The organism is Oryzomicrobium sp. (assembly GCF_021287045.1).
GTDB lineage: Bacteria > Pseudomonadota > Gammaproteobacteria > Burkholderiales > Rhodocyclaceae > Oryzomicrobium.
Genome location: NZ_JAJTBG010000002.1, coordinates 121,274 through 135,872, shown reverse-complemented (window position 1 = coordinate 135,872; position 14,599 = coordinate 121,274). Strand labels below are relative to the sequence as shown.

Genomic DNA, 14,599 nt, shown 5'->3' with positions numbered 1-14,599 from the left:
CGAAGGCTGCGCCAAAAAAGGGGGGCAGGTACCCCCCACGAGGGAACGGTTCAGGCGCGGCGCCGCCGGGCACCCCAGGCAAAGCCCAGGGCCACCAGCACGCCAAGGCCGGCGAGGGCCCAGGAGGCGGCCTCGGGCGGCACGGGGGCGGCGGTGCGCTTTTCTTCCTTCATCGCGTAGCCCTCCACCGCTTCGCTGGCCGGTGCCGGGGGCTGGGCCGGCGGAGTGGCCTGGCTGGCGCGGTCCGCCGCCTGGGGCCGGACGGCGGCAGGCTGGGCGTTGGTCGCCGTGGTCGCCGTGGCCGGCGTGGTTGCCGTGGCGGTTCGGCCGCCGGCAGGCGCGGCGCTGCCGCTGCCGGGGGCCCGGGCACCTGCTCCCGGCGCCGGCAGGGCGCGGGCGTCGGCCATGTCCCGGGCGTCCTGGGCCTGGGCCAGGGCGGTGACCTCGGCGCTGCTGCACGAGGCGGCGTTGCAGGCCACGCCGGCTTCGGCGATCACTTCCCGGTTCACCTGCTCCAGATGGGCCTTCACCTGGGGGTCGGCCTGCCAGTAGCCCTTGTTGATGGCCACCAGCATCTTGTCCACCACCGCCTGGTAGGCGCGCAGGTTCTTGGCCTCGCGGAACTTGTCCTTCACGCCCAGCCGGTTGCGGTCGGCCACGTAGGTCTCGTACATCTCCTGCCACTTGGCACCGTCCACCGCTTCGGGCACGGTCACCTGCCAGCCCCACAGGTGCTCGGTCACCTTCATGACGAAGCGGGCGCCGGCGTAGCCTTCGTTGAGCATGGCCTTGACCCATTCCGGGTTGGTGTAGCGGGTGCGCATCTCCCGGCCCATGAACTTGTCCAGGGTCTCGTGCTTGCCGCCCTTGCCGTCGGCCAGGTTGAGGATGAGGGTTTCCGGCGACTTGCCGTTCACCTGGCGGATGGCCATGGATGTGGCGCCCAGGTACTGGAACACGTCGTCGTTATCCAGGGTGCCGTAGAGGTTGGAGGAACGGGAGTGGATGGCCGCCTTGGCATCCTTCAGGGCCATCTTGAAGACGTCCACCGCCAGGGCCGCGCCGCCGGGGCGGTCGCCCCAGTAGCCTTGGCCGAAAAGATGGCCGACCCGGTTGAAGTACACGTCGGCCACCTGGCTTTCCTTATCCCAGGTGTTGGCGGCCTGGATCACGTTGTCCACCCCGGTGCCGTAGGCGCCGGAAGGTTCGGTGAACACCCGCACCGTCGCCAGGCGCGCCGCCTCGGCCGGGGCGATGCCCCGCTGCTCCAGGGCCTGGCGGGTCTTCTGCACGTTGGCGCGGATCGGGTTGTCGTTCTCCTCCAGGTCCTTCACCTTGGAGACGGCCTCGTCCACCAGCTGCATCAGGGTCGGCAGGGCGTCCCGGTAGAGCCCCGAGGGCACCACGGTGACGTCCACCCGGGGGCGGCCCAGGTCGCGGCGGGAGATGATCTCCAGGCCGCTGACCCGGCCCCGCTCGTCCCATTGGGGTTTCACCCCCAGCAGGGCGAGAATCTCCGCCTCGGTGACGCCTTCATGGCGCATGGCCTCGGTGCTCCACAGGTTGAACACCACCCGGTCCGGATACTGGCCGTGGCGCTGCCGGTAGTCGGCGACGAACTTCTCGGCCAGGCTGCGGCCCTGTTCCCAGGTGCCCGGAGTGGGCAGGCGGGAGGGGTCGAAGCCGTAGAGGTTGCGCCCGGTGGGCAGGGAGTCCGGATTGCGGATCGGGTCGTTGCCCGGGCCGGCAGCCACGTAGCGGCCGGCCAGCCCCGCTTCCAGGGCGTCCAGCTCGGCCTTGCCGCTGGCTTCCATATTGGCCATCAGGGCTTCCAGGCGGCGTTGGTGTTCGACCGGGGCCAGCTTGCCGGCCAGGGCCAGGATGGCCTCGGCGGTGCTGCGCTGCATGTCCTTGGGCGGGGCGACGCCGAAGGTGTGCAGGCCGTAGGGGGCCTGGTGTTCGCTCACCTCCTTCAGGTAATGCTCCAGCTCCTCCACGTCTTCGCCGTCGGCCAGGGCTGTTTTGCCGATGTCCTTGAGTACGCCCAGCTTGCGGCCCTGGGCGTTGATCTCGCCGAGGGCGGCGGCCGCGGCTGATTCGCTTTTTTGGGCTGCCACCACGTAGTCGTCGATGAGGCCCCGCAGCTTGACCAGTTCCAGGTTGAGGCTGGCCTTGTCGAAGGGCGGCGTCATGTGGGAGACGATGGTGGCCATGCCGCGCCGCTTGGCCTGCAGAGCCTCGCCGATGTCGTCCACGATGTAGGGGTAGAGCTGGGGCACGTCGCCCACCATGGCCTCCCCCGGGTCGGCGGCAGTGAAACCCACCTCCTTGCCGGACAGCCACTCGTGGGTAGCGTGGGTGCCCACGTGCACCATGGCATGGGCCTGGTAGCCCTTTTGCAGCCACAGGTAGAAGGCCAGGTATTGATGGTGGGGCGGCAGGGCCACGTCGTGGTACATCTTCTTGATATCGCCCTCCCAGCCCCGGGAAGGCTGGGGCGCAAACACCAGATTGCCGTAGCGCTGGGCGGGGAAGACGAAGTGAGGCTTGCCCCTGCCGTCCTTCCACAGCATCACCTTGGAGTTCTCCGGCTCGCCCCAGGCCTTGACCATGGCGCTGCGCAGCGCCTCCGGCTGGCGGTCGAACCACTTCCGGTAGTCGCTCACCGGCAGCAGCATGGCGTGGCCGCCGCGCACCATTTTTTCCAGGGCGCCGGGGGCCCAGTTGCCGATGTTGGTGCCGTGCTCGCGCAGGGCGTCGAACAGGGCTGCCTCCGTGGCCGGGCGGCCCTGGGCGTCGTAGCCGGCCTGCTCCAGGCGGCCGAGAATCTGCCACAGGGAGCGGGGCAGCACGTTGAGATAGGAGGCGCCGATGTTCTCCTTGCCCGGCGGGTAGTTGTAGTAGATCACCGCCACCTTCTTGTTGGCCGGCAGTTCGTAGCGCAGCGCCACCCACTTCTTGATGCGGTCCGCCAGGCGCTCGACGCGCTCGGGGATGGGCGTCTCGACCATGTAGGCGAGGCCGCTGTCCGGGTCCACCACCCGTTCCTTGGAGGCCACCACGGTGGGAGCCACGGCACCGGCGAATTCGGCGCCGGCCACCTGCCAGGCCCGCTCCGACAGGGACAGGCCCAGGGGCGAGGCTTCCCATTCTTCCCGGGTCTGGTTGTACAGGGTCATGGCATTGACCACCGGTACGTCCAGGCGCCGCATCACCGGGATGGTCTTTTCCGGGACGTTGCCCATCTTCAGGGCCAGGCCCACCACGGCGGCCACCCGGGATTGGCCCCGGGCGTCGAGGAAATAGCGTTCCGCCGGAATCTCGGAGGGAAAGCCGAAGGCCGGCACTACGTTGAAGCCCCGGGCTTCCAGGCGGCCGACGATGGCCTCGAGCAGCGGCGAGCTGCCGGCCTGAGCGGTGACCCGGTTGAACAGCACCCCCACCCATACCCGGCCGGCGGCGTCGGGGCGGCGGGCCAGGTAATCCCGGGCGTAGTCGTCGAAGTTGGCGTAGAGCCGGTTGCCGCGCGGCTCCCACAGCCCGGTGGCGGGGAAGGGCCGGGCCTCGGGGTAGGCCAGGGGCTGCTTGAAGTCCCGGGCCAGCAGGCGGCGCAGCATGGCCACCAGATTGTCCTGGCCGCCGGCCTGGGCGTAGGCGCGCAGGGTCTCGTCCCGGGTCAGGCCGGCCTGTTTTTCGCCTTCCTCGAAGGGCGAGCCCACGGCGTAGGCCCGGGCGCCCCGGGCGGCCATGGCGCGCACCGCCGGGGTGATGGTGGCGGCCAGTTCCCGGCCCATGTTGTACACCAGGGCGGCATCGGCCTGGGCCAGGGTCTCCAGGTCGGCGGCGGAGAGCTGGGTGGAGGAAACGATGTGGAAACGCACCTGGGCCAAGGCCCGCCGTTCGGCCTCGGGCACGGCCCGGTCCCGGGCCTGCTGGCGCAGCTGCTTGACCGCTCCCACCGCCGGCAGGGTGGCCGGGGCGCCGGGGATGAGCACCACCGACAGGGGCTTGGCCCAGGCCGCGCCGCCCAGGCACAGGCAGAGCAGCAGGCCGCGCAGGGCGGTGGTGAGCAGATCAGTTGCCCGGAACATAGACGACCCTCCCGTCGGGCAGCTTGTAGGCGGTGCCGAGGCGTTCGCCCCGGCCCGAGAGCTTCTCGTCGGTGACCTTGGAGGCTTTGATCTCGTTGCCCTTCTTGGTGATGATCTCCATCTCGCCGCTGGCGTTCTTCTTCACCAGGGTCACCTCGGAGGTGGGGTCGAGCAGGTCCATCATGTTGTAGGCCATGAAGAGGGCGATCATCATCGAGACGATGAAGACGATGCTGGCGTCGAACAGGTTGGCGACCCCGGCGATGGGGTCTTCCAGGGCCTCGCCGTCCAGGGAGAAGCGCCTACGCCGCTGCAGCAACCGCATCGTCGGCCTCCGCTTGCAGGTGGTGGGGCTGGGGCAGGCCGGCGTCGGCCAGGGCCAGTTCGGCGTCGTGGGCCATCTCGCGCACGTCGGCGCGCACCCAGCGTTCCCGGGACAGGGCGATCAGGTAGGCCAGCACCCCGGCGCCCAGGCCGGCCACGGTGGCGGTGAAGGCGGTGACCATGCTGCCGGCCATCTTCGGGATGTTGCCCTCGGCCAGGGCCGCCAGCGAAATGCCCATGGGGATCAGGGTGCCCATCAACCCCAGGGCCGGACCCACCTTGATGACGAAGCGGATGCGGTCGAGGCGCCGCGCCAGGGTCAGCTCCTCTGCCTGGAGCTGGCGCTCCACCTCGATCGCCAGGCGCTGCGGCGCATGGCGGTGGCGGCCGCGCAGCAGGGCCAGGCGGCGGGAAAAGCCGTCCCGGTCGGGAAAACGCCCGCGCTGGCGTTGCCAGGCCTCGAACAGGGCCATGCCGAGCTGCACTGGCACATAGCAGACAAGCAGGGCACAGCCGCCGATCACCGGCAGGTAGAGGGCGGTGGAGACCTGGTAGAGCAGGTGCTCGATGAGGGTGACGATTTCCATGGGGCGTTCTCCGGAGGGGGTCAGAACGAGGCGCTCAGTTCGACGTAAGCATTACGCCCGGGCATCTGGTAATACTCGTAATAGGTTCTGTCGAAGAGATTGTTGATGCCGACGCTGGCCTTGAAATTCCGGTCGAGTTGGTAGCTGACCTTGAGATTGCTCAACCAGTACCTGCTGACGCCGCTATAGACGTTCTTGACGGTGTCGCTGTTGTCTTCCTTGCTGAACTGCTCCCCGGTGTACGCCGTGGAAAGGTAGGCGCGCCATTTCTGCCATTGGGCATCCAGGGCGAAGAAGGCGGTGTTCTTCGGCACGTAGCGCAGGCGCTTGTCCTGCAGACCGGTGCTGCTGTCATCGCGGGTGATGCGGCTGTCGGTCCAGGTGTAGCTGGCCGACGCCCGCAGCCAGGAAGTCAGGGGGATTTCTGCCGCCAGTTCCACGCCTTCCACTTTGGCTTCGCCCGCATTGGTTGCGGTGGCAAAGACACTCACATTGGGGAGCGGGCCGGTATAGGGACTGAGCTTGCGGTAGATCATGTCCTGCAGCCGGGTGCGGTAATAGGTGGCCTTGACCGAACCCTGGTCGGCCAGGGCTGTTTCGATGCCCAGGTCCCAGGAGGTGGCGGTTTCCGGTTTCAAGTTGGGGTCGGCCACCAACAGTCTAGATACACCGTTGCTCGTACTGACGCTCGGTGTGGCGTACATCTCGTAGTTGGAGGGGGCGCGGAAGGCCCTGCCCAGGGAGCTGCGCAGGCTGGTATTGGGGGTCAGGCGGTAGACCGCTGCCACCTTGGGAGAAAATGCGGAATCGGAGCGTTCCGGCGCATCCAGAGTGCCGACAGGAGTGCCTACGTATCTCTGCATCTTCCCCGAGGTGCTCCAGCGGTCGTAGCGGCCCCCCACGTAGAGGGTGAGGGCGCTGCCGAGAAAAATCTGGTCCTGAAGAAAGATGGAATTGGTGGTGCTTTCTCCGTCGGATTTCTCGTTCAAAGCCCCGGTGGTACTGCCTGGGTCGCGCCAGCTGGAGAGCTGATAGACCTTGCGGTGCAGGTTGGCACGGTTGGTGGAAAGGCCGACGATCAGGTACTGGCTGCTGCCCACGGCAAACCCAAGCTGAGCCGAGGCGTCCAAGGTAGTGTTGGGGGTGCTGGTGCGGGTGCCCGGGCCGCCGGCGAAGGTGGCGCCGCTACCCGAACCCACGTAGTAGGAGTCCCGGTCGAAATAACCCACATTGACCTTGAGGTCGTAGCCGCCACCCAGCTTGCCGTCGAAACCGGCGAAGTAGCGGGTCTCCTGGCGGTAGTTGGGGTTGCTGGAATTCCAGAAGCTGGATGCCGTGATGTTGCCCAGCTTGTCGCCCAGCTTGTCGCCGTTGATGGAGACGTTGCTGGCCGGCAGGCTGAGGGGGGCGCCGTTCTTGGTGAGGTAGTTGTTAAAGCGCTGGTAGCCGATGTTGCTTTCGCTGCGGTTGAAGCCGGCAAAGAAGCGGGATTGGGCATCCAGGCTATAAAACACTTTGGCATGCAAGGAATTGGCATGGGAGGGAATGGCGCCCTGATCCCCTACCACGTAGGCCTTCGTGCCATCCACCGTGGTGGTGGGCCGGCCACCCTGGACTGCGTTGGCACCGGTTCCCGTAGTGCTTACCGGCAGCACTACCAGGTCGCTGCCAGCGAAACCGGCCATGTCCTCGTAGCCGAGGCCCAGGGTGGCGGCGATGCCGTTATCCCACTTGTTACGGTAGCTGGCTTCTAGAGCGTTGCGCTCGCCGTCGCCAAAGCCATGGCTGATCTTGACGTTCGTTTCCCGTTTGGTAGGGATCTTGGTGATCACATTCACAACACCGCCCATGGCATCGCTGCCGTACAGGGCGGAGGCCGAGCCGGGTACTACCTCGATCTGTTCCACTTCGCCCATGGGTATGCTCATCAGGCTGGTCAGGCCTGCTGCATTACCGTCGGAGAGGCTCATGCCGTCCACCATCATCTTCACACGGCCGTCGGAGAGGCCTCGGAAGGTGACGATGGGGGCGGTGTTGATGCGGGAACTGGTGCCCAGGCCGAAGCGCATGTAAAAGCTGGGCACCTTGGCGGTGAGGGCGTCGCCGATGCGCACAGCACCGGAAGCGTCCAGCTTGTCGGCATCGATCACCGTGACGGCTGCGGGGGCTTCCAGGGTGGTTTGTTCGATCCGCGCTGCGCTGACCACCACGTTGGCCAGGTGCTTGTCGTTGTCGGGTTCCCGTTCCTCGCCGAAGGCGCCGGCCTGGGTGAAACAGGCGGCAATGGCGGTGGCGACGATCTTTTTCTTGGTGGTGCTGCGCATGCTCTCTCGTGACTCCAGTCGATGACCGGCCGGGCGGAGGGAGCAGCGGTGAAAAGACAGCGCGCCGGAATGGCGGTGCGCGGAGGACGGGCATGGTGCGGCTAGGGGCGACCCGGGCTTTTCGCTACGCGGCTCCGTTCGCATCCCCGCGACCGGTGCTTGGCTCGTGCCTTGGCGACCGCTGGCGAAAGCGGTCGGCACGTTGGCGTCAAAGGCCGGTCTCCGGGCTCGTGAGATTTGATGCGTCGCCTTCCCGAAGCCGTCGCTTGCCCGGAAATCCGGGGTCACGTGCGGTTTCAGTGGCTGGCCCTTCCGGGGAGGAGGGGCCGTGGCGCATCCGCGCTCACTTACCGTTGCGGGGGCAGCCGAAGCTTGGCGGCGGTTAGGCCGTTACTTCGTTCCCGTTTCACCCGGCGGCTGCTGCCGCCGGACACCTTTGACTGCGTGGCCCTGTACTGCGTATTGTGTTCCGGTCGGCAGGGCCGTCCCGTCCGGAAAGAGGGGCGATGATAGCGCGTTTTGCAACAATCATGACCAAAGTCTGACCTGGCTTCGCACAGGCGCCGGCCGGGCCCCAGGGGGCGCCCGGCCGGCGGGGCGGTCATTCCCAGGCCAGGGCGCCGCCGGTCTGGTACTCGGTGACCCGGGTCTCGAAGAAGTTCTTCTCCTTGCGCATGTTGGCCTGTTCGTCGAGCCAGGGCAGCACGTTCTCGGCCCCGGGGAAGGGCTCGGCCAGGCCCAGCTGGCGGGCGCGACGGTTGGCGATGAAGCGAAACTGACCCCGGTGCAGGTCGGCGTTGTAGCCGAGGATGGGCTCCCGCAGGATGTAGCCGGCATAGGCCGCTTCGGCCGCTTCCGCTTCTTCCCACAGAGCCTTCACGGCGGCCGGGTCCAGGGTCAGGTTTTCTTCCTGGAGCAGCTGGCGCACCACCCGGATGCCGAAGGCGCAGTGCAGCACCTCGTCGCGCATGATGTATTGCAGCTGCTCGGCGGTGCCTTTCATCAGGCCCCGGCGTTGCAGGGCGAAGATGGGGGTGAAGCCGTTGTAGAACCAGCAGCCTTCGAAGATGCCGGCGAAGAACAGGTAGGAGAGGGCGAATTCGTGCAGGTTGTCCCGGTCGGTGAGATCGAAGTCGGAGCGCATCACCCGCTCCAGGCGCCGGTTGGCCAGGGCGATCTTGCCGTGGATCTGCGGCACCACCCGGTAACGGTTGTAGATCTCCTGCTGGTTGAGGCCCAGGCTCTCGATGCAGTGCTGGTAGGTCCAGGTGTGCAGGGCCTCCTCGTAGACCTGGCGGGCCTGGTAGATCTGCAATTCCGGGGCGCTCATCTTTTCCATCACCGCCAGGCCGATGTTGCGCATGGCCAGGATGTCGGAGGTGGTGAGGTAGGACAGCACGTTCTCGAAGACGTGGCGCTCGGCCGGGGTCAGCTTGTGGTTGTAGTCGTGCACGTCCTGGGCCATGGAAATTTCCAGGGGCGTCCAGTGGTTGCGGTTGGCGTTGAGGAAGAACTCCCAGGCCCAGGGGTACTTGAAGGGGGCGAGCTGGTTGATGTCGGCCTTGCCGTTCACCACCCGCTTGTCCTCCGGGTTGATCGGGGCGAGGGACAGCCCCGTCGGCGGCAGGGCGGAAGTCCGCGCCGGTGCTTGTTCTCCGGCCGGTATGGCCGGAGCGCCAGCAGGGGCGTGGCTTTCCGTGGCACCTGCCTGGAGATCGGCCATGGGCGCGGGGTTTGGCGCAGGGGCCTGGGCAGGGGGCGTTGCGACGGCGGGGCCGTCGTCCCAGTCGTTGAGCAGGAAGGCACTCATTGGCAGGCCTCGCAATCCGGGTTGTCGATGGAGCAGAACTTGGGTTCGGCCGGGGCAGCAGACACAGCAGCCCGGTCGATCGGCGCCCCGGTCTTTTCCATGGCGGTGGCGCCCAGGGTGCGCAGGTAGTAGGTGGTCTTCAGGCCGCGCTTCCAGGCCAGCTTGTAGATCTCGTCGAGCTTCTTGCCCGAGGCCACGGCCACGTACAGGTTGAGGGACTGGGCCTGGTCGATCCACTTCTGGCGCCGTGCCGCGGCCTCGATCAGCCACGCCGGGTCGATCTCGAAGGCGGTGGCGTAGCGGGCCTTGAGCTCGGCCGGGATGCGGTCGATGGGGGCCAGCGACCCGTCGAAGTACTTGAGGTCGGCCACCATCACCTCGTCCCACAGGCCCTGGGCCTTGAGGTCGCGCACCAGGGCTTCGTTCACCACGGTGAATTCGCCGGACAGGTTCGATTTGACGTAGAGGTTCTGGTACTCGGGCTCGATCGAGGCCGAGAGGCCGACGATGTTGGAAATGGTGGCGGTGGGGGCGATGGCCACGCAGTTGGAGTTGCGCATGCCCACCTGGGCGATGCGCTGGCGCAGGGCCTCCCAGTCCAGGGTGGCGCCGCGGTCCACCTCGACGAAACCGCCCCGGGCGTCTTCGAGCAGTTGCAGGGAGTCGAGGGGCAGGATGCCCTTGTCCCACAGGCTGCCGGTGAAGCTGGAGTAGCGGCCCCGCTCCTCGGCCAGGTCGGTGGAGGCCCAGTAGGCGTGGTAGCACACCGCTTCCATGGAGCGGTCGGCGAAGACCACTGCCTCGTCCGAGGCGTAGGGCAGGCCCATTTCCTGGAGGCAGTTGGAAAAGCCCATGATGCCCAGACCGACGGGGCGGTGCCGCACGTTGGCGTTGCGCGCCTTGGGGGTGGCGTAGAAGTTGATGTCCACCACGTTGTCGAGCAGGCGCATGGCGGTGCGGATGGTGCGCTTGAGCTTGGCCTGGTCCAGGGTCCACTGGCCGTCCACCTGCACCAGGTGGGCCGGCAGGTTCACCGAGCCCAGGTTGCACACCGCGGTCTCGGTCTCGGAGGTGTTGAGGGTGATCTCGGTGCACAGGTTGGAGCTGTGCACGGTGCCCACGTGCTGCTGGGGCGAGCGCAGGTTGCAGGCGTCCTTGAAGGTGATCCAGGGATGGCCGGTCTCGAACAGCATGGTCAGCATCTTGCGCCACAGCTGCACGGCGGGAATGCGCTTGAACAGCTTGATCTCGCCCCGGTCGGCCTTGGCCTCGTAGGCGGTGTAGGCGGCCGCGAAGGCTTTGCCGTACTTGTCGTGCAGATCGGGCGTGTCGCTGGGGGAGAACAGGGTCCAGTCCTGGTTGTTCATCACCCGCTGCATGAACAGGTCGGGAATCCAGTTGGCCGTGTTCATGTCGTGGGTGCGGCGGCGCTCGTCGCCGGTGTTCTTGCGCAGTTCGAGGAATTCCTCGATGTCCAGGTGCCAGCTCTCCAGGTAGGCGCACACCGCCCCCTTGCGCTTGCCGCCCTGGTTCACCGCCACGGCGGTGTCGTTGACCACCTTGAGGAAGGGGATCACCCCCTGGCTCTTGCCGTTGGTGCCCTTGATGCGGCTGCCCAGGGCGCGAACCGGGGTCCAGTCGTTGCCCAGGCCGCCGGCGTACTTTTGCAGCAGGGCGTTTTCCTTGACCGACTGGTAGATGCCTTCCAGGTCGTCGGAGACGGTGGTCAGGTAGCAGGACGACAGCTGGGAATGGCGGGTGCCGCTGTTGAACAGGGTCGGCGTGCTGCTCATGAAGTCGAAGGACGAGAGCAGGTTGTAGAACTCGATGGCCCGGGCTTCCCGGTCGATCTCGTTCAGGGCCAGGCCCATCGCCACGCGCATGAAGAAGGTTTGCGGCAGCTCGATGCGCTGCTCGTCCTCGTGCAGGAAGTAGCGGTCGTAGAGGGTTTGCAGACCCAGGTAGTCGAACTGCAGGTCCCGGTCGGCCACCAGAGCGCGGCCCAGCACCTCCAGGTCGAATTCGGCCAGGCGCGGGTCGAGCAGCTCGGCGGCGATGCCGCGGCGGATGGCCCGGGGGAAATACTCGGCGTAGCCGGCGGTCATGGCGCCGTGGGTGGTGGGCTGGCCGAGCACCTCGACGCGGATCGAATCGAGCAGCAGCCGGGCGGAAACCTTGCTGTAGGCCGGTTCCCGCTCGATCAGGGTGCGGGCGGCCAGCACCAGGGACTGACGCACCGCCACCACCGGCACGCCGTCGTAGAGGTTGTGCAGGGCGTGTTCCAGCACGGTTTCCGCGGAAACGTCGGCCAAGTCGGCGCAGGCTTCCTGCACCGTGGCCAGCAGGGCGGCCCGGTCCAGGGGGCGGCGGGTCTCGCCGTCCACCACGTGCAACACCGGCTCGTCGACGCGCTCGTCGGTGGCCTGGGCCGCCCGTGCCGCGGCCCGCTCGGCGGCCCGTTTCTCCCGGTAGAGCACGTAGGCCCGGGCCACGTCGTGGGAGCCGGAACGCATCAGGGCCAGTTCCACCTGGTCCTGGATGTCCTCGATGTGCACCGTGCCGCCGCCGGGCAGGCGCCGGGTGAGCGCCTGGACCACGGTGGCGGTGAGTTCGCCCACCACGTCGCGGACGCGGGCCGAGGTGGCGCCCTGGTGGCCTTCCACCGCCAGGAAGGCCTTGGTCAGGGCCACGGTGATCTTGTCTGGGTTGAAGGCCACCACCGCGCCGTTGCGGCGGATTACCTCGAAGCTGCGGGCGTCGACGCTCACCCCCAGGCCGGGGGTGTAGGCCGGGCTGCCCGGCAGCTCGGCGCCGGTTTCGAGGGTGGGCAAGGGCGCGGAAGGGCTGGTGGCCGGGCCGTGGCCCTGCTCGATGGCGCTGGAAGGATGGTGCATGCGGATCTCCCCGTGACGGGCCGGGGAGCCTGGGGGCGCGCGGAGGCCGGTGCCTGGCGGCCGTTGCGGCCGAACCCATGCGCCCATGCCGGACGGCCCCGCCGGGGTCGCCGCGCTTTCCCGGGGCGCCCCGCCCCAAGTGAAAACGTTGCCGCCCGGCGGTGAGTCGATGGTGATTCTGGCGACTCCGGTGAGGCGGCGTTGCAGCGATGGCCGGTCTCCTGGCTTGCGGGTCGTCGCGTGGCGCCTGGTTGGCGCCGGCCCCGGCCTTCCCGGAGGCATCTTGCTCCAGTGGCCGTCGGGGCACGCTCTCCGCTCACAGTTGCGGGGGCAGCTTCGGCTTGCGCGAGGGGCCGCAGCCCACCGCTCCGAATTCCCGTTTCATCCCCCGGAAGGGGGAACCATCATGGTCTGCAATGTACCGGACCGGAAACGGCGTCGTCAACGAAATTTCACTACATCTAGTGTTTTTGCATTGTGCTTCTACTACATGTTGTGTTTGTTTTTGCTGAAATGAAAAGTTGCAATGTCTTTGGGATGGTTGCGGCCTGGGGGGCGATGATGCTGTGCCGGTGTTGCCATGGCAGGGGAATCGTTAGCAATTTGATACAAATTGGTCGGTGGTGACATTTCTCACGATTTGTCCAAGAAACCCCTCAAGCTAGGAACTAAGGGTGCCGAAAAGCCCTCCTATGGGTGATGGCGTTATTTTCCAAAGAGAATTTTTATTTTTTCTTCGAGCCTGTCAAAAGCTTGCATTCCCTTGTGATTGCTGGGGTTTGCTATATGTTTTGTGAGAAAAAACACGTTGTTTTTTATTTCGCCCAAAATATTGCCTGCTGTGCAAAATATTTCATTCCTTCCAGGAGCTCGGGGCGCTTAAGCTTGGGGTTCCACTCCCCAAGTGTTGGCGTGCCCCATGTCCCCCTTTTCTTTCCTGAAGCGCCCGTTTTTGTCCTGCCTCGTCGCAGGAGGGCTGCTGCTGGCCGCCGGCCAGCTGCGCGCGGCTGAAGGCGAGGGCGTGGGCGAGGCGCCGGCCGGTGGCGCCACCGCCGAGGCCATGGGTGGCGAGGTTCCGGCGCCGGTGGTGCCCCTGGACGTCGCGGTGCGGCCGGAGCCGCCCACCTACTACGGCGATGCCGTGCCTCCCGAGGCGGTGCTGCGGATCAAGCCGGTGAGCGAGTGGCAACCCCTGCCGCCGGATGCCGGCTTCGTCAGTTCCCGGCTGACGCAGATTTCCAACGAGACGGCGGTGACGGCTCTGGTGCTGCTGTTCTTTGTCCTGGCGCTGATCGTCGTCTACACCCTGCGCCACTACTACTTCGCCTTCAATCGGCTGTTCGGCCGGCAGCGGCACCCCTACGTGGACATCGACACGGCGGACTGGCCCACGGTGACCGTGTTCATCGCCGCCCACAACGAAGAGGCGGTGATCGCCAACTCCCTGGAAGCCCTGCTCGACGTGGACTATCCGCCCGAGCGCATCCGCCTGATGCCGGTGAACGACCGTTCCACCGACCGCACCCGGGAGATCATCGACAGCTACGTGGTCCGCTTTCCGGGGCGCATCACCCCCTTCCACCGCAGCGGCGGCAAGCCGGGCAAGTCGGCGGCGCTGAAGGACGCCACCGAACTGGTGGAGAGCGACATCATCATCATCTTCGATGCCGACTACGTGCCCGGGAAAGGCCTGATCAAGCAACTGGTGGCCCCCTTCCTCGATCCGGAGACCGGCGCGGTGATGGGCCGGGTGGTGCCCCTCAACACCGGCAGCAACCTGCTCACCCGCCTGCTCGACCTGGAGCGCTCCGGCGGCTACCAGGTGGACCAGCAGGCGCGCATGAACCTGCGCATGGTGCCCCAGTACGGCGGCACCGTGGGCGGGGTGCGCCGCATCGCCCTGGAAGGCATCGGCGGCTGGCGCGACGACGCCCTGGCCGAGGACACCGACCTGACCTACCGCCTGCTCCTGTCGGGTTGGAAAACTGTCTACCAGAACCGTTCCGAGTGTTACGAGGAAGTGCCCGAGAGCTGGCCGGTGCGGGTGCGCCAGATCATGCGCTGGGCCAAGGGCCACAACCAGGCGGCGCTGCGCTACGCCGGGCGGCTGCTGTTCAACCGGGGCGTGAGCTTCGCCGAGCGGATGGACGGCCTGCTCCTGCTCGGGGTCTATGCCATGTCCCCCCTGCTGCTGTTCGGCTGGATGCTGGCCATCTTCCTGTTCTACTGCACCACCAACCAGTGGCTGTCCGGCGCCCTGGCCATGTTCGCCCTGATGGGCTACGGGGCCCTGGGCAACTTCGCCGCCTACTTCGAGATCTCGGCGGCGGTGCACCTGGACGGCAACCGCAACCGCATCCGCCTGCTGCCCCTCAACCTGTTCGGCTTCCTGATCAGCCTGTTGTCGATCGCCCGGGCCACCTGGAACCAGTTCTTCTTCGACTGGTTGCTGCGCCGCAGCCTGGTGTGGGACAAGACCGTGCGCTACCGCCAGCCGGGGGCCACCCCCGTCCCCGTGCATCTGCCGGCCGGAGCCACGCCGCACCACCAGACGGGCTCCGTGGGCTGA

7 protein-coding genes and 2 riboswitches are annotated in these 14,599 nt (G+C 66.9%); of the genes, 1 reads left to right on the top strand and 6 read right to left on the bottom strand.

The window, feature by feature from the left end; translation table 11 throughout:
* Positions 1–50 precede the first annotated feature (50 nt).
* The 6 genes from LWW89_RS02540 to LWW89_RS02515 form a co-directional block, all read right to left on the bottom strand.
* Entirely contained in the window at positions 51–4,091 is a 4,041-nt protein-coding gene (locus LWW89_RS02540) for a cobaltochelatase subunit CobN (protein ID WP_293260614.1), read from the bottom strand.
* The gene (locus LWW89_RS02535) at positions 4,075–4,416 is read right to left on the bottom strand and encodes a DUF2149 domain-containing protein (RefSeq protein WP_293260613.1); all 342 of its coding nucleotides are present in this window, start codon (positions 4,414–4,416) and stop codon (positions 4,075–4,077) included. Before LWW89_RS02535 ends, LWW89_RS02540 begins: the two co-directional genes overlap by 17 nt.
* Positions 4,394–5,002 carry a MotA/TolQ/ExbB proton channel family protein gene (locus LWW89_RS02530; protein ID WP_293260612.1) on the bottom strand — a complete coding sequence of 203 codons (609 nt, stop codon included), beginning with the start codon at positions 5,000–5,002 and terminating at the stop codon, positions 4,394–4,396. Before LWW89_RS02530 ends, LWW89_RS02535 begins: the two co-directional genes overlap by 23 nt.
* A 20-nt stretch (positions 5,003–5,022) precedes the next feature.
* Positions 5,023–7,326, bottom strand: a complete 2,304-nt coding sequence (locus LWW89_RS02525) for a TonB-dependent receptor (RefSeq protein ID WP_293260611.1) — start codon at positions 7,324–7,326, stop codon at positions 5,023–5,025.
* Positions 7,327–7,521: 195 nt separating this feature from the next.
* A riboswitch (cobalamin riboswitch) is annotated at positions 7,522–7,779 on the bottom strand.
* 148 nt (positions 7,780–7,927) lie between these two features.
* Positions 7,928–9,136, bottom strand: a complete 1,209-nt coding sequence (locus tag LWW89_RS02520; RefSeq protein WP_293260610.1) for a ribonucleotide-diphosphate reductase subunit beta — start codon at positions 9,134–9,136, stop codon at positions 7,928–7,930.
* Positions 9,133–12,030 carry a ribonucleoside-diphosphate reductase subunit alpha gene (locus LWW89_RS02515; RefSeq protein WP_293260609.1) on the bottom strand — a complete coding sequence of 966 codons (2,898 nt, stop codon included), beginning with the start codon at positions 12,028–12,030 and terminating at the stop codon, positions 9,133–9,135. The genes LWW89_RS02520 and LWW89_RS02515 overlap by 4 nt, the downstream gene beginning before the upstream one ends.
* Positions 12,031–12,223: 193 nt before the next feature.
* A riboswitch (cobalamin riboswitch) is annotated at positions 12,224–12,451 on the bottom strand.
* A 498-nt stretch (positions 12,452–12,949) separates the two neighbouring features.
* On the opposite strand from LWW89_RS02515, the gene LWW89_RS02510 reads away from it, so the two are divergent.
* A complete protein-coding gene (locus LWW89_RS02510; RefSeq protein WP_293260608.1) occupies positions 12,950–14,599 on the top strand; it encodes a glycosyltransferase family 2 protein in 1,650 nt (549 codons plus the stop codon).